Annotated in this window: 12 protein-coding genes and 1 pseudogene; 12 read left to right on the top strand and 1 reads right to left on the bottom strand. The window is 50.0% G+C overall.

Annotation, left to right across the window (positions count from 1 at the left end; all coding sequences use genetic code 11):
- The first annotated feature begins 137 nt into the window (after nt 1-137).
- The 11 genes and pseudogenes from PG888_RS21125 (at nt 138) to PG888_RS21075 (ending at nt 14333) form a co-directional block, all read left to right on the top strand.
- Nucleotides 138-800 carry a restriction endonuclease subunit S gene (locus PG888_RS21125; protein ID WP_270694296.1) on the top strand — a complete coding sequence of 221 codons (663 nt, stop codon included), beginning with the start codon at nt 138-140 and terminating at the stop codon, nt 798-800.
- A 13-nt stretch (nt 801-813) separates the two neighbouring features.
- Nucleotides 814-2352: a hypothetical protein gene (locus tag PG888_RS21120; protein WP_024946116.1), complete on the top strand. Its 1539-nt coding sequence runs from the start codon at nt 814-816 to the stop codon at nt 2350-2352.
- Between the two features lie 2 nt (nt 2353-2354).
- On the top strand, nt 2355-5669 hold the full coding sequence (locus PG888_RS21115) for a type I restriction endonuclease subunit R (protein WP_240184648.1): 3315 nt from the start codon (nt 2355-2357) through the stop codon (nt 5667-5669).
- 4 nt (nt 5670-5673) lie between these two features.
- Entirely contained in the window at nt 5674-6465 is a 792-nt protein-coding gene (locus PG888_RS21110; RefSeq protein WP_024946118.1) for a M48 family metallopeptidase, read from the top strand.
- 440 nt (nt 6466-6905) lie between these two features.
- A complete protein-coding gene (locus PG888_RS21105; protein WP_024946119.1) occupies nt 6906-7778 on the top strand; it encodes a TnsA endonuclease N-terminal domain-containing protein in 873 nt (290 codons plus the stop codon).
- A gap of 10 nt (nt 7779-7788) precedes the next feature.
- Complete coding sequence (locus tag PG888_RS21100) at nt 7789-9957, top strand: transposase (protein WP_240184649.1); 2169 nt, start codon at nt 7789-7791, stop codon at nt 9955-9957.
- Nucleotides 9954-11402: an ATP-binding protein gene (locus PG888_RS21095; protein WP_024946121.1), complete on the top strand. Its 1449-nt coding sequence runs from the start codon at nt 9954-9956 to the stop codon at nt 11400-11402. The genes PG888_RS21100 and PG888_RS21095 overlap by 4 nt, the downstream gene beginning before the upstream one ends.
- Complete coding sequence (locus tag PG888_RS21090; protein WP_024946122.1) at nt 11399-12358, top strand: TniQ family protein; 960 nt, start codon at nt 11399-11401, stop codon at nt 12356-12358. The genes PG888_RS21095 and PG888_RS21090 overlap by 4 nt, the downstream gene beginning before the upstream one ends.
- Before the next feature lie 4 nt (nt 12359-12362).
- A pseudogene (locus PG888_RS21085) lies at nt 12363-12824 on the top strand (TniQ family protein); the annotation flags it as partial.
- A gap of 261 nt (nt 12825-13085) precedes the next feature.
- Nucleotides 13086-13979 (top strand): TnsD family Tn7-like transposition protein, encoded by an 894-nt coding sequence (locus PG888_RS21080; protein WP_270694299.1) that lies wholly within the window; start codon nt 13086-13088, stop codon nt 13977-13979.
- Nucleotides 13980-14033: 54 nt separating this feature from the next.
- Nucleotides 14034-14333 carry a hypothetical protein gene (locus tag PG888_RS21075; protein WP_024946124.1) on the top strand — a complete coding sequence of 100 codons (300 nt, stop codon included), beginning with the start codon at nt 14034-14036 and terminating at the stop codon, nt 14331-14333.
- A gap of 250 nt (nt 14334-14583) precedes the next feature.
- On the opposite strand, the gene PG888_RS21070 is transcribed toward PG888_RS21075, so the two are convergent.
- Nucleotides 14584-15027: an antitoxin Xre/MbcA/ParS toxin-binding domain-containing protein gene (locus PG888_RS21070; RefSeq protein WP_080630556.1), complete on the bottom strand. Its 444-nt coding sequence runs from the start codon at nt 15025-15027 to the stop codon at nt 14584-14586.
- 251 nt (nt 15028-15278) lie between these two features.
- Here PG888_RS21070 and PG888_RS21065 point away from each other — a divergent pair, with 251 nt between their 5' ends.
- Nucleotides 15279-16010, top strand: coding sequence for a hypothetical protein (locus PG888_RS21065; protein WP_270694298.1), 732 nt, complete (start codon nt 15279-15281; stop codon nt 16008-16010).
- The last annotated feature ends 60 nt before the right edge of the window (nt 16011-16070 follow it).

The raw sequence follows: 16070 nt of genomic DNA, 5'->3' as shown, positions 1-16070 counted from the left end.
TATCTGGAAACGGTACTCAATGCGGGTCTCAAAAAACTGGGTGAAATTTAACAAAATGTTCACGCTCTCACCCTGATAGGGTAATCAGCACTACCGAGCAACTGCTGGCCAATAGCCAGCAGCAGAAAAAGGCGCTGATGCAGCAGCTACTGACCGGAAAAAAACGCCTGCGGGATAACAAGGGTGTGAGATTTTGTGGTGAGTGGAAACTAGACAAGCTATCAAAAATATTTGAAAGAGTGACAACCAAAAATGATGGTAAAAGTACCAATGTTGTCACTATCTCTGGACAGCAGGGCTTAATCCGTCAAGAGGATTTCTTTAAAAAATCAGTCGCATCTGACATCCTTGATGGTTACTTCTTGCTAATGAAAGGGCAGTTTGCATACAACAAGAGCTATTCAAATGGTTATCCGATGGGGGCGATTAAGCGTCTCAATCGCTACGCCGATGGTGTTGTGACCACTTTGTATATCTGCTTTGAAATATCTGAGTCAACCAAGGCAAATGGTGATTTTTGGGAACACTATTTTGAATCTGGATTACTAAATAAGGGGCTCTCACAAATTGCACATGAGGGTGGCCGAGCTCATGGCCTACTTAATGTAAAACCAACAGATTTTTTCTCACTGAAAGTACCTTTGCCATCACTAGATGAACAACAAAAAATCGCCACAGTGCTGACCGTTGCTGATCGGGAAATAACCATCTTGCAACAAAAACTCGCAACCCTAAAGCAAGAGAAACAGGCGCTGATGCAACAACTGCTGACCGGTAAGCGTAGAGTTAAAATCAACTAAATAGGTGATAAGTATGAAGCTGGGTTTCTTTTTTGGTGCTGGAGCAGAAATCGGATATGGTCTGCCTAGTGGTGGAAAATTCGCCATCGACCTTTTTCGTCAAGATCCAAGTCAATACAAGACCGAACTACGTGACCAGCTTCGTACATTGGATTCACGTTCACCTTATGCCAATGACTGGCTACCACAAGGATATGTTGGTAAGAGTATTTATGCTTTTGGACGTAACGAGTTTACCAGCATTATCGAGTCATCTATCGAATACAATCGGGACGAAATAATTTGCCGTCTAAATCGTTTTGATCAAGAGTGTGATGATGCTATTTTGGCCTTGGGTATCAATAGGGCAACACTAGAGCGGGTATTTTTAGAACTGACAGGCACCACCATAGGTGAGCGTTTATACACTCACGATATTCGCCTTAACGAATTATTGGCGAGAGATGTAAGATTATTTGAATCTGAGTATTACTCAGCCATGTTGGATGTGGTTCGTGCATCGGCTCACAACGATGATTTGAAAAGGTATGTTTCATCCTTTTTACAATTATTAGTCGGGGCTCATGGTCAAGCTCTTGTACAACGTCTGAACCAAGAACTGTTTGAGGCGGCACCGGATGATTTGCCTATCTTTGATGACATTGCTGGTCTGTTCCGATTGGAGTTCAATCGCATTGGCTCAACAGCTTTGGAACTGTTGTTGGAAGAGAACCGAAATTTCGATATTGGCGAGGAGGCGACAGCACTAACACTCTTTTGTGCAATAGCACAAAAGGTACTGGAAAACCTATTTACGACGGTACTCGACTATCAGAAGCTGATAGATGATCATTTTCGCTACCTATTTTCTCCATCCACTGAGTGGGCCAAGTTCACTCGCATGGTTATTTTCCTCAAGATTGCCCGCGATTACATTAGTGCTCAAGCGCCAGCAGCAGAAGATCTCCCGGCTCAAGGTTATTACCACGACCTGGCTACATTCGATGGAGATCACACATTCTCGGCCATCGGTACGGCCAACTACAACAGTCTGCTAGCCGAGGTTTTCCGTGGCATGGACATAGCGCTGCCGGAAATAATTCATCTGAATGGCAGTGTGCATGACTATTACAACCCTTATAAAAATGCTGTCATTACCTGTGATAACCCAGATGATGTAGATAACAGTCAGATCCATGTTCCTTTCATCCTGACACAAAGCGGTCTTAAGCCTCTTACTTCGGTGGCCATGTCACGGCGGTACGTCAGGCTTTTCGATGCTTATGCTGAGTCTGATGCTATCGTCGTTGTGGGTTTCGGATTTAACAAGGACGACAGCCACATTAATGGGCTTTTCCGTGAACTGGTAGAGAACCAAGGTCGGAAATTAATTCTCATTGCAAGGAGTGTGGATGGCACCGCAGAAGATCAAAAACGGCGGTTACGCAATAAGCTACGTATTTCTCATACATTTAGCCACTTATTGACGGTAATTCCCGTAGATGATCGCACAAGACTTCAAGGTGATCGCCTGTGGCTGGATCAAGTCTTTGCTGCTCTGCAAGAGGAATAATCGTGGCGAACACTTCTGTATCAGCGATGACCCAGTCAACACCTAAATTTCAGGAAGAGTACAGCGCCAAGATCCCGGCTTTGACCCTGCTCACCCAGTTGGGCTGGACTTTCCTCTCCCCCGAACAGGCGCTTATCGCAAGGGATAACAAGGCCGATCAGGTGGTGCTGCGCCAACAACTGCGCAGCGTGCTGGCCGAGCGCACCTTTGTGTTTGCGGGCAAGACCTATCCACTGTCGGCCAAATCGGTGGACAATCTGGTGAGCGAGCTGTGTAGTCCGGCCCTGAATGAAGGATTGCAGGCGGCCAACGAGCGGCTCTATAACCACTTGCTCTATGGCATGTCCGTCACCGAGTTTGTTGATGGCAAGAAGGTGAGCCCAACCATCCCCCTCATTGACTGGCACAATCCGCACAATAACCGCTTTACCTTTACCGAAGAGTTTCGGGTTACCCGCGCAGGGGGCATCGAGTCGCGTCGCCCGGATATCGTCTGCTTCGTCAATGGCTTGCCCTTGGTGGTGATCGAGGCCAAGCGCCCGGATGGCAACGCCAAAAAAGGGCCGACCATCAAGGAGGGGATCTCTCAAAGCCTGCGCAACCAGCGCCCGGACGAGATCCCGCTGCTGTTTGCCTACAGCCAGTTGCTGCTCTCCATCAACGGTATCGAGGGGCGATATGGCACCTGCGGTACGCCGGAGAAGTTCTGGGCTGCCTGGCGTGAGGAGGACATCGGTGATGGCGAGATGACGGCCATCAAGAACCAGCCGCTGTTACCTGAACAGATTGCGTCCCTCTTTGGCCACAGACCCGCCACCGATCTCGACTGGTATCAGTCCCTGGTTGCGGCGGGCGAGCTGGCCGTCAGCGATCAGGATCGGCTGCTCATCAGCCTGCTTTCCCCGGAGCGGCTGCTGGAGATGACCCGCCTGTTCACCCTGTTTGACAAGAAGGCGGGCAAGATAGTCGCCCGTTACCAGCAGGTGTTTGGCATCAAGCGGTTGATCGAGCGTATCAACCAGAAACGCCCAGATGGCGGGAGAGAAGGTGGGGTGATCTGGCACACCACTGGTTCGGGAAAGTCGTTCACCATGGTGTTCCTCAGCAAGGCACTGATCCTGCACGACAGTTTGAAACAGTGTCGCCTGTTGGTGGTGACCGACCGGGTGGATCTGGAGAGCCAGCTCAGCAAGACCTTTGCCTCCAGCGGTGAACTCGCGGGCAAGAAAGATAAAGAGGCGGCCATGGCCACGTCGGGCAAGCGGTTAGCCGAGCAGATCGGTAAGGGCAGCGAGCGGATCATCTTCTCGCTTATTCAGAAGTTCAATTCAGCCACCAAGTTGCCGGAGTGCATCAACAAGAGCCCGGATCTCATCGTGTTGATCGATGAGGGCCACCGCAGCCAGGGGGGCGAGAACCACATACGCATGAAGCAGGCGCTGCCCAATGCCGCCTTTGTCGCCTTCACCGGCACACCGCTGCTCAAGGATGACAAGACCACCAACAAGTTTGGCCCCATCGTCCATGCCTACACCATGCAGCGGGCAGTCGAGGACAAAACGGTGACGCCGTTGCTCTACGAGGAGCGCATCCCCGATCTGGAGGTCAACGAGCGGGCCATCGACAGCTGGTTTGAGCGCATTACCCAGGGGTTAAACGAGCAGCAGCAGGCCGATCTGAAACGCAAATTTGCCCGCAAGGGCGAGATCTACAGCGCGGAAGATCGCATCAAGCTGATTGCGTTCGATATCGCCAGTCACTTTTCAAACCACATCGTCGAGGGGCTCAAGGGCCAGCTGGCCTGTGATAGCAAGGCCTCGGCGGTGCTCTATAAAAAGTATCTCGATGAGGCGGGATTGTTCGAGTCGGCGGTGGTGATGAGTCCGCCCGACAGCCGGGAAGGCAACACCGAGGTCGATGAATCAACCACCCCGCTGGTTACCCAGTGGTGGAAGGAGAATGTCGGTGCTCTCTTTGGTTCTGGGGATGAGCAGGCGTACACCAGACATGTCGTGAATCGTTTCGATCAGGATGACGACCTCAAGTTGCTGATCGTGGTGGACAAGTTGCTGACCGGCTTCGATGAGCCAAAGAACACAGTGCTCTATATCGACAAGCCACTCAAAGAGCACAACCTGATCCAGGCGATTGCGCGGGTCAACCGGCTGCACCCGAAGAAGCAGTTCGGTCTGCTTATCGACTATCGCGGCATCTTATCCGAGCTGGATACCACCATCGGTAAGTATCAGGATCTTGCTTCCCGCACCCAAGGCGGCTATGACGTTGACGATCTCAAAGGTCTCTACAACCAGATGGGCACCGAGTACAAGCGGCTGCCACAGCTCTATCAGGCCCTGTGGGGCATCTTCGCCGGGGTGAAGAACAAGCAGGATATCGAGCAACTGCGTCAAGTGCTGGTGCCCAAGATGGAGGAACTGGACGGCGAACTGGTGGATGTGAACCTCAAGGTGCGAGAAGACTTCTACGAGGCGCTCACGGCGTTTGCCAGTTGCCTGAAAGTGGCGTTGCAGTCGGCCTCTTTCTTCGAGGACGGTGCCTTTAGCGAGGCGGATCGCCGTCACTACAAGGAGACGGTGAAACAGCTCTCCAGCCTGCGCCAACTGGTGCAGCAGGATGCCGGTGAGAAGGTTGACTACGACGAATATGCCGAGCAGGTGAAGAAGCTGCTGGATAAGCATGTGGTCGGTGTAGAGGTCAAAGAGCCGGGTGGCTTCTATGAAGTCGGCAAGATGGGCCAAAAACAGCCAGAAGAGTGGAACGAGAACAAGACCCGTAACGAGACCGACATCATCAAGACTCGCGTCACCCGCATGATCGAGCAGGAGCTACGCGACGACCCCTACGCTCAGGAAGCCTTCTCCAAGTTACTGCGCCAGGCCATCGAGGAAGCTGAGAAGCTGTTCGAGCACCCGCTCAAGCAGTACATGCTGTTTCGGGAGTTCGAAGAGCAGGTGCAGGAGCGGCGTCTGAGTGACTTTCCTGACGCCTTTGCCGGTCATCGTCACGCGCAGGCCTACTTTGGGGTGTTCAAAAAGGTACTGCCGGAGGTGTTCGCCATTACCGACAGCCAGGTACAGGAGAAGTGGATAAAGCTGGCCTTTGAGATCGATACGGTCGTGGATGCATCGGTGGCCGAGCACTCCATCAACCCGCAGAACATCGAGGCGGGTATTCGCAAGCAGTTGCTGCCGCGTATGTTCCAGGAGTGCAAAGCAATCGGCAGTGGTATGGAGCAGGCCAAGAAGATTGTCGAGATGGTGGTGCAGATCACCCGAGTCGGCTTGAGCGGAGTCTGATCAGATGAATGTGCCTATTCGGGTCAAGGGCGATGCTCAGCCCCAGGCTCCAGCTCCATCCTTTAGCTTTCGCTACGGCGATGAGCGGATCGCCTTCGAGCGGGTGCAACGGAGACAGGCTAGCGGCAAGGTGCTTATCAAGGTGCATCCCGATTGCCGCGTCGTGGTCTCGGCCCCGCGTGAGACGGCTGATGATGCGGTTCTCGCAGCGGTCAAGCAGCGCGGACGCTGGATCTACGAACAGTTACGCGACTTTCGCCAGCAGTTGGAGCACGTCACCCCACGCCAGTACATCAGCGGTGAGAGCCACTATTACCTCGGCAAACAGTACCTGCTCAAGGTGATCAAAGCCCCTGATTCGGTGCAGGGGGTCAAGATGTTGCGTGGCAAGCTGGAGGTATCGGTCAGGAGCCTAGTCACTGATAGCGCAAAGAGAGCCGAGAAAGTCCAGGCACTGCTCGCTGACTGGTACAAGGCTCGTGCCAGGGAGGTGTTTGCCAGACGACTCAATGCCATGCTCGATCAGGCCATCTGGGTCACCGAGCGTCCGCCCCTGCGCATCCTGACCATGCAGACCCAGTGGGGCAGTTGTTCCCCCAATGGCCGGATCACGCTTAACCCGCATCTGGTCAAAGCGCCCCGCGAGTGTATCGATTACGTGATCCTGCACGAGCTCTGCCATATTGCCGAGCACAATCACAGCGAGCACTTTTACCGGCTGATGGGTCAGGTGATGCCCGGTTGGGAAAAGACCAAAGCGAAGCTGGATGGCATGGCTAACCGCTTGTTGACGTGAGTTATCAGCTCGTCAGTCACCCACAGCCCGGCAGGCCACCCTTGCCGGGCTGATTTTTTGGTGTGGATGCATTGATTGCTCTTCGCATGGAGCCTTTTGTAGCCAAAAACGGACATTTTTTCTGAGCGGAATCATCAATCGCTTCAGAATAATGTTCTATATCCGCCACCCTCTTATGTCAAAAAAGGAATAAAAAACATTTACTTATTATTTATAAAAATAAATATTCGTGATTATGTATGCTTATGTGATTTTTTATAACTATATGTTTTTTAATATAAAAAATGAAATTTTGTTGAGTGTGGCATTTTTGCCATGATAGCGTCGATAGTTATTATTTATAAAAATAAATAAGTAAAAACAACGCCTTACGTGCACTATTGCGGTTGACGACCCCCTGCCCAGTTACTAGGTTGTATGCAGGTCAGGTAGGAGTAGTCATGCAGCAAAAAACGGTTCAGCAGCCCATCGTCACCGATGCGGAGATCGCAAAAACAGCACGGTATAACCGAGACATCAAAGCTTCGGGGTATCGCCCCTGGGTCACGGTGCGGCAGTCCCATACCTATGGTCAGGGGCAGATTGTGTATAGTCACAAAACGAGACGTGAGCATCATCTGCTGAGTCGTGGCGAGAGGGCACCATTTTTCTATTTCGAACGCGATCCAACTGTTATCGACATTCTCGAACAGTATCCGTTACCACTGCATCAAACTCTAGAAATTGCTGCCTCTCTGAACGTTGTCCATCCAGGTAATTATAAAGAACGAGGTAATCATGGTGGCCGCATCCCAGCCAAAACTATGACTCAGGATTTTGTCATTATTCGGCAAACGGAGGCAGGGAAGCATATATTGAGTCCATATAGCTTCAAATATTCTGATGCGCTGGATCCAGAAATAACATCCCCCCGTGTTGTTAATCGTACATTGGCAAAAGAGCGAATTTCCCTTGAGTATTGGCGTACTCAAAATATTGATCATGTGTTGATAACAGAGAAGAGTTTTGACGCCACCATTATTTACAATTTAGAGTTTCTACGAGAATGTTTTGATGAGGCTGAACTGATTCAGGTTTCGGCAGAATTTTATGCCAATGTTATTGTTCGGTTTAGGCACCACATGATAGCAACCCCTTTATCCACGCTGCTGATGTTAATTCATCAGGTAGCCTATGAACTTAATATTGATAAATTTCAGGTGCAGTGTTTGTTCCAGCACGCGGTTTATACCGGTCGTTTGAATATCGATTTGACACAACGAATCGAGTTATACCGTCCTCTGTCAGTAATACGGAGGTCTAATGCGGGTTAACCAAAAGATCGTGTCTGATACCAAAAATAGTTCCGAGCTGCTGATCATTGATATCTGCTGGGATACAATGCGGCTAGCTGTAACTGAATTGCTACTCGTTTCACCGAAACGGCCATTTACCTTGTCGCTTGACGAAGTTGAAAATGATATTTCTCAAGGGCGTAGACATATAGCAGATCATGATTTTCCAAAAATCATCTATGAAGCAGATAATAACTTAAATCCAAGCTGGATAAAAAAACGTGATGAAGGACTTGCTACGCTTGAACCCCTAATAAGCGATCATGAACTGAGGCATCGTTATCTATATGGTGACTCAAGCGGGATTTTGAAACTACTCATTGATCGTTCAGGAAAAAGTAAAAAGTATGTCACTAGTCAATTGAATCGCTACTTCCGATGTGGTGGCATTCCAAATGCGCTATTACCTAATTACTTCGCATGTGGCAAAAATCACCAGTTGCCTACTACATACCTGGAGCTGGAAAAGGGGAAAGTTTGTCTTGCATCAAAACGAGGGCGCGAAACGATTTATGGTAAATCTTACCGTGGCATTACCCAACAAGACATTAAAAATATAGTATTCTTCTCCAAGAAAATCCGCTCGGGGACAGAAGTCCAGCTTTCTCGGTTGTATTTGGATTTTTGTATGGAGTATGCTTCGACAGAGTTGCGCCCGATGGGAGCCCCGGACGAGGATATTGCTGAACCGTTCAAAATGTTACTACCCAGAAATTATCTTATTTCTCCCAAATCATTCAAGCGCCAGCTTACTAAATATGTTGATCAGTTGACGTTTTTGAAAAAACGGGTAGGTAGTATAAATTATGATCGAGATTACGCCGGCAAGCCCGGGCTCGCGAGAGCGGGACTCCGAGGACCGGCATCGCGCTACGAAATTGATAGTACTATTGCAGATATATATATTCGATATTCCTACAGCAAAGATGAACTAGTCAGTATAGGACGACCTGTAATCTATAGTGTTGTTGATAGTTTCAGTGGAATGATTGTGGGAATTCATGTTGGTTTTGATAGTCCTTGTTGGCACGGTGCCAGTCAGGCATTATTTAATGCTATGAGTAATAAGGTCGAATTTTGTAGACAGTATGGCTATGAAATAGCTGAGTCTGATTGGCCCTGCCAGGAGGTTTGTCGTGAATTAACGTTAGACCGAGGTTCAGAGAATACTGATAGCAATATAGCTTCCCTCCTTCGCGGTCAAATTGGTATTACTGTAGGCAATTTTAATGCATATCATCGTGGTGATATGAAAGGCACGGTTGAGAAGAGTTTTGATATTATTCAGTCTCTAGCGATTCCCTTTGATTCTGGCAAGGTTGTAAAATCTCCAAAAAAAGAAGACCAACATGCATCCCGTAATTCTTTGTATACCTATGAACAGTTTATGGTTCGACTGATAAAATGTATCATATTTACCAACAATAACAGGGAAAGAGTCCTATCTCATAATTTTGAGATGTCGCGAGATGGTGTGGTTTTTACATCTCGTGGTGTTTGGGATTGGGGGATGGAGCAGGCGATATTGAAACCACGAGTTTCAACAAATCGCCTACGATACGCATTGTTGCCGGAAGCAGAGGCAACAGTTAGGTCTCAGGGAGTGTTCTTCAAAGGTTTATATTATAATTGTAATGAAATTGTACGTAGGGGCTATCTTGACCGAGCAAAAAATATTGGTCGTTTCAAAATAAAGGTTCGATATACCGATATCAGCACTAATCATATCTGGTATGGAGATGACGAAAGTGGAGAGCTCCTCCAACTGGATTTGACTGATCGTAGCGAAGCCTATAAAAATCAAATTTGGGCCAATGTCATGCGCCGTCAAGCGATTGTCAAAGAACAACTGGCTATTCTAGATGAAAGCAGATTTGATGCACGTGCATTATTGGAAATGGATTTAAAACAATGTGATGATGCGATTAGAGCAGAAAGTCGCCATCTTAAAAAATCCAATGCTAAAGGCATTCAGCCAGGGATGAAAACCCTCAAGCATATTGAGGCTGTACAGCAGCGACATAATGAAATGCAAGCCATTTATGCCGATCTCTCTGGGGTCGACAACCGGGATCAAATCCATCGGCCCAAATCGCTGCAATCTAAACAAAATTTGAATGATCCGACAGTAATATCCTTTCAGGAAGACGAACAATGAGCCAGCCAAATTATTATATGCATCCTAATCGACAGTATCGAGACAACCCATTAATTGAGGCGCTGGGTCAGCCATTAACAATGCAGCAGTTTTATGCACTCAGCGAGTTGCCTTTTATTAACAATGTTGATTTGACTGGTGTTGATGCATCACTTCATGGTTATTATATCCGAACCCTGATCGATCAATTGAATGATGTTTATGCCGTTCAAGACGAGGCATATCGTTTATATGATGTCATGCGACGCATGATTGAAGCGGGGTATGATAAACGCAATCCTCTGCGAACAGATATACGGCGGATACTGACGGCTATCGATAGAGACAAGACCAATCCCAATCAGGTTGCATATTTATCAAGCTTGGAACTCTATTCTGTATTGCAGAGTTATTTGTTGATTGGACTGAGTGGTCGTGGTAAATCATTTATGGTAAGGCGTATTCTGAAACTATTTGATCAAGTTATTGAACATTTCAATTATACCGACCACAAGGGGCAGGAGCATACGCTTGATCAATCTCAGGTAACGTATCTGTATGTAGAAATTCACGAGCGTCGTGGTCAAAAAGCGCTGCTGTTGAATATGCTGGAGGCGCTGGATGAGGTGACCGGACAAGCATATGCATATGAACACCGTAATAGGTCTGTTAATGAGTTAATTACCATAGTGCGCAAGCTTCTTATCGGTCATAGTGTTGGGTTGGTAGTCGTTGATGAGGCCCAAAATCTAGCCAAATCCTCCCGTAATGAAGTTTTAAGTATCAATGAAAAAACGTCGATAAAATTTGTCGAGGAATTGTTCAACAGAGTCGGTGTGCCGATCATGCTGGTAGGAACATTTGCAACGCTAGCATTATTTGAGCGTGAAACAACTATCGGTCGGCGAGTGACCAAAAATGGATCTATGTTATTGGCGAGTTGCGATTCTAATAGCTCATTTTGGAACCGCTTTATCCGCCTGCTATGCCAGACTCAATTACTAAAAAATCAATCAACATCGGTAGATATATTGTGTAGGCATATTCATTATCTGAGTGCGGGCATTCCGGCAATTGCCAGTAGCCTGGTTAGGGCCACGCTCGCCTATCTCACGTTCCTGGCACCTCAGGATCAAGATCTTTCGATAGCCGCGCTGGACTTAGTTTTTAATCGTGAATTTAGAGTGTTGACCCCGGCGTTAACTGCACTGAGAAAAGGTGATTACCACAAATTTGAGGATTTTGAGCCGATGCTGATGCTGGAGTCGGTGGCGAGTCATTCTGATGTCATGACACAGATAGCTCCGCCGCCCGCCATGAACCTGATTCAAGGGGAAGTCGAGCTGAGCGACAAACCCGTATCATCGCAGATTGAGGTACAGAAACGTAAAAAACTGGATCAGTTATCGCCGTCAGTATTGTTAGGACAACTCGGCTACAACCTAGATAAGGCGCAGCCGAAATGATCCTCCATCGTTTAGAGTTGCTGCCGGGCGAACATCTGGGAGCCGTGGCTGGTCGAATGCATGTGCTGAGCATCCATGGGACGTTCACCGCTACGGTAAAAGCGCTGGGTCTGGGTAGTCCACCTATTCGCCCCCAACGATTATCTCATGCCGATGACATGGCCCTCGATGCCATTTTTCGGGCGAAGGGGATAGCGCAGCCCTGGCAGACACATGGCTACGGCCATTATCTTACCCCGTTTTTAAGCCTGCCTGAGCAGGGTATGTTGATGTCTGCGTTGACGGGCCACACGCCGCTCCGGTTGAGGGTGACCGGTCAGAACAATGTACAGCATCGATACTGGCGTTGGTGTACAGACTGTATTGCCGAGGATCAGGATACTCAGGGCATGCCCTATTACCACCGCGACCATCAATTGCCAGGGGTGTTTCATTGCCATCGGCATCAACGTGGCCTATCCGGACGCTGTGTTGGCTGTGGTTTTGTAGCCATGGTGTTGTCGGCGCTGCCCATTCCTCCCTATGACAACCTCTGCCCGCACTGCGGCCACTGGATGGGGGGATACGATGGTCATTTTACCGAGCGGATGCGTGAAATCGAGTTGGCATCGCTGGCATTGGCCCAGTCGGGTTGCAGCCTCACTCTGTCAACGCTCACAGGTTATGTGAGAGAGGCTATGGGGATCTCGGGCGAGGCGATGCGCACGGTCAAGAGCATCAAAGCGATCAATGCGTGGTTTCAGCAGATGGACGCGCAGTGTGATCCCCTGGCGCTCACTGCGTATTTCACCAATTCAGAGGGGGACGGTCAGGGATGGCAATTACCTCCTCAGCTGCGTAATGCACGGGGCTACCATGAGCAGTCAGCCCGAGATCCGTTGCACCCCTTGGTCCACCTTCTCATGTTGCAGCATGCAGGCGTCGATCTGATGGGGCTCCTGAGGTCTGAGGGCTGACCTTGTGTTGGGCTCGGTAATCCCGGCGTACATCCCTGGTGAGTCGGCCTACAGTTGGGTCTCGCAGTATTTCGTGCAGTCGGCCTACAGTGACCGCAACCGCGTCTGTGACCGTTTGTTCCATCATCCGGCCATTCGTCTGCATCCGTCATTACCTGGTCATATTGAGGCAACGGCCCAGGCAGCGGGAGTGGATCCACAATACCTGCTGCACCATGGCACGGGTTTCCCGCTTTATGCCCTTACGTTGAGAGACAAGCTGCAAGTCGACACCCTGGCATCTGCGATGTTGGGTGAAGGGCAGGGGCTGATGGCCCTGTCAGGACAAGCGGCCAGCAAGCTGGCTTTTGGCGGTGTCTGCCTGAAATGGTGTCCCGCCTGCTTGCGAGAGGATGAACAGGACGTAGGATGTGGATATTGGCATACGGCGCATCAACTGTACGGGGTCACGGCCTGTACCAAGCATGCGCTGCGATTGCAAACTCTGGCGGCCAGTGCAGGAGGCATTGATCGGCAACTGCTTCTACCGGATCCCGAGATACCCTGTGAACAATCGCGTCCATCTGAACAGGAAATAAACCTTTCTACATATATCACCGCTCTGCATCGGTATCTGTGCGTCCAGTCGCCAACGGAGTCGCTAGCGGAGCTGTACCAGCGATGGCTCGGGCAACAGGGCTATCTGACGGCCCGAGGCCATCTGCGTAGCCAGCCCCTGTTGCAGGCCATGACGGAGTTCTGGCAGGGGTTGTTTGCCGATATAACGCCAATAGTGCCGCCGGGGCTGGCCAACTATCGATACGTCTCGGGGCTGGTGCACGGTGACCGCAGTCACCACTACCTGAAACATGTGATGCTGATGGCGTTTGTGAGTCGCAGCCCAGCGGAGTTCTTCTCCATCGAGGTGCAGCAGGTGTTGCCTGTGCCGCCAGCGCGTGACGCGCAAGCCGTCGAGCGAGCAGTGCTAAGGTGGTTGGCAGAGCCGCTCTCCATGCGTCAGGTCGCCCGCCAGACCGGTTACAGTGTCGGTTATATCAGGCAACTCGCGTTGCGACACAACCACCCCGTCGAACACCGAGCCCAGCGCATCACTGCGGCGGTGGCGCGGGGAATATGGCGGCAGGCGTTCATGGGGGTAAGCCGACAGCAGATCGCCCATTGCCATGGCGTCTCAGTCGGTGCGGTCGAAGCCATCATTCAGAGCCATCAGGGGTTGTCTGATTGGCGGCGGCATCTGGGCAGCGTGCGTAAGCTGCGTGAGCACCGAGATACATTGACGACATACCTGGCACAGCATGTCGATGCCAGTCGCGGTGGCATCGAACAGGCGTGCCGAACGGCATTCAGCTGGCTCTATCGGCATGATCGCTCCTGGCTGTATCAGCAGTTGCCCGCTCCCAAACAGTCTGTCTACCACCCCTCCGTGGATTGGGCACAACGTGACCGGGCACTGGTGGCCCAACTCGAACAGTTGGACGGGGAGGCAAGGTCACTGTCCGCGCTGGAGAGAGCGCTTGGCAGACCGGATTGGCTCAGGAAATACAAAGCTAGATTACCGCTCAGCTATGCGCTGGCTGTGCGACTTGTCGCTGCTTACGCAGCCCAGCATCCCAAACCCTGATGGCCACCGGTGATATCGGCACGGCTGTCAGGGGTCAACACGAGGAGTATTGCCATGAAAGTCGAAGCCATCTTCCCCACCACCCAAGTCGTCGATATTCTCTGCGATGTCTGTGGCAGCAGCACGACAACCACCATTGGTACGCAGGAGTTCGGCACGCTGGCTGCGCGCTGGGGGTATGGTTCGCAGCACGATGGTGAACGATATCAGGTACACCTATGTGAAGGCTGCTTTTTTGGGGCGCTGGCCAACCTGAGACAGGAGCATCGGTTGATGAATATGTTTTCGGATGATTATCAACCCGCAGACCCTGATCAATTTGGGAAAATTGAAGGCAATCGAGAGCTTATCTAACCACGATTTGAGTGGTTGTGTTGATCGGCTCATCAAGTGAGCCGATTGGTCGAGGTGATCGGCTCATCAAATGAGTCGATTGGTCGAGGTCATCGGCTCATCAAGTGAGTCGGTTGGTCGAGGTGATCGGCTCATCAAGTGAGCCGATTGGTCGAGGTGATCGGCTCATCAAATGAGCCGATTGGTCGGGGTGATCGGCTCACCAAATGAGCCTATTGTTGGTGCTTTATGGTCACGTATGAACTGTTAATCAACAGGGGATGCCATGCCTAATCCGGCCGACAAGATCGATAACTGCCTGCGCTCCCATAGGCGTAGTAATCACATCGGCCGGTTTTTCACCACCTAATCCCCACGCAGAGCGGGTGAGCCATCTCATCGTTTTAGCAGTATCTCCCCGGTGTAGGGATATGGCTGCGTCCACTGCTAAGGCTGCCCAGTAAACGCGATCTCCCTGAGCTGTCGATAAGCGATTGCCCCGTTTGATTTGGCGATTCAGTGTGTCTCGGCTAATGCCAATCATCTGGCAAATTGTTCGGGTATTAGACCCCAATAGCTTGCTCAGTTTGACGACGATCTCAGGAGATACACCAGACACTATGTGCTGATGGGCGGCTAGCCAGTTACGTGGTAGACCGAGCGACTCCAGAACAGATAGATTGCTGGTTGGGGGAGATTGCTCTACATGAGTCATCATGAGTCTGCGCCTCCGTCTGGGGGTTGTTGATGGCAGCCCAATGCGAATCATCACTCAGGAGTTCATTGGGTCATCATCTAGTTTGGGGTATTCGTGAGCGGGTGACCACAAGAACGATAAATATATTAAATCCTTTTAAATCAGTCTCTTAAGTTGTTTGTGTCGATTGGGCCCAATTGCATGATTTCGATTAAAAAAGTGTTCATTGGAATTGGTATACTGCATCACTTCAAAATCGGGAGTGATGCATGAATTTCACCTTGTTGTTCGACTGGCTTAAGCACCTTGAGCCCAGCTCTGTCCCTACCATCGTGTTCTGTCTGGTAGTTTTGTTTTCCGCATTTTTTTGTGTGTTTTATCTTGGGCCATCATTTTTGGTGGCGAACAAGTTAAAGCAGGCTAGCAAGGGATTAGAAATACAGCATGAACTACCTGCTTCTGAAAAGTTAGAACAGGCTACAGCCATGTTTGCTGAGCCCAAATATCGGGCCATGAATCATGCATGGAAAGAATACGCTGACACTCTGCACAGACAGAGTGAATTGGTTGAGGGAGAGAGTCGATTAGTTGCTGTGCGAGCAACCTCCCTATCTGCCACTTTCTTCTCAGTGCCTAGTATTGTAGAGACGCCTCTCCGCACCGAGGTTTTCAAACACCTGCCAGGTGTACTGACAGGGTTAGGTATCGTAGGCACCTTCCTGGGTTTGATGTCGGGTTTGATGCATTTTGATGTGTCGGATCCTGCCAAGGTTACCGAAAGTGTCTCTCGCTTGCTCAATGACGTGCTTTTTGCTTTTGTTGGGTCTTCGATCGCAATCTTTGCATCCATCGTAGTGACTGGATTGGAAAAATGGCGTTGGGGACGTTGCCTCCAGTTACTGGAAAAGTTGACCGAGTCCATTGATGAACTCTTCAAGGGTGGTGTGGGTGAGGAATATTTAGCTGACTTGGTTAAGGCCAGCACATGTACAGAACCTTAAGCGGCAAGCGAATTAATAATACCGTCTAACGTGTTGTTTTGCTTGGATTTTCTCTGCCTA

Source organism: Aeromonas sp. QDB23 (assembly GCF_027707745.1).
Taxonomy (GTDB): Bacteria; Pseudomonadota; Gammaproteobacteria; order Enterobacterales; family Aeromonadaceae; genus Aeromonas; species Aeromonas allosaccharophila.
This window is presented reverse-complemented; position numbering and strand designations above follow the sequence as displayed.

Bases quoted from the DNA above. Each gene is read 5' to 3' on its own strand.
- PG888_RS21090 (WP_024946122.1), top strand. From the start codon at position 11,399: ATGATCCTCCATCGTTTAGAGTTGCTGCCGGGCGAACATCTGGGAGCC.
- PG888_RS21075 (WP_024946124.1), top strand. From the start codon at position 14,034: ATGAAAGTCGAAGCCATCTTCCCCACCACCCAAGTCGTCGATATTCTC.
- PG888_RS21110 (WP_024946118.1), top strand. From the start codon at position 5,674: ATGAATGTGCCTATTCGGGTCAAGGGCGATGCTCAGCCCCAGGCTCCA.
- PG888_RS21070 (WP_080630556.1), bottom strand. From the start codon at position 15,027: ATGACTCATGTAGAGCAATCTCCCCCAACCAGCAATCTATCTGTTCTG.
- PG888_RS21080 (WP_270694299.1), top strand. From the start codon at position 13,086: ATGACGGAGTTCTGGCAGGGGTTGTTTGCCGATATAACGCCAATAGTG.
- PG888_RS21065 (WP_270694298.1), top strand. From the start codon at position 15,279: ATGAATTTCACCTTGTTGTTCGACTGGCTTAAGCACCTTGAGCCCAGC.
- PG888_RS21125 (WP_270694296.1), top strand. From the start codon at position 138: ATGCAGCAGCTACTGACCGGAAAAAAACGCCTGCGGGATAACAAGGGT.
- PG888_RS21105 (WP_024946119.1), top strand. From the start codon at position 6,906: ATGCAGCAAAAAACGGTTCAGCAGCCCATCGTCACCGATGCGGAGATC.
- PG888_RS21095 (WP_024946121.1), top strand. From the start codon at position 9,954: ATGAGCCAGCCAAATTATTATATGCATCCTAATCGACAGTATCGAGAC.
- PG888_RS21120 (WP_024946116.1), top strand. From the start codon at position 814: ATGAAGCTGGGTTTCTTTTTTGGTGCTGGAGCAGAAATCGGATATGGT.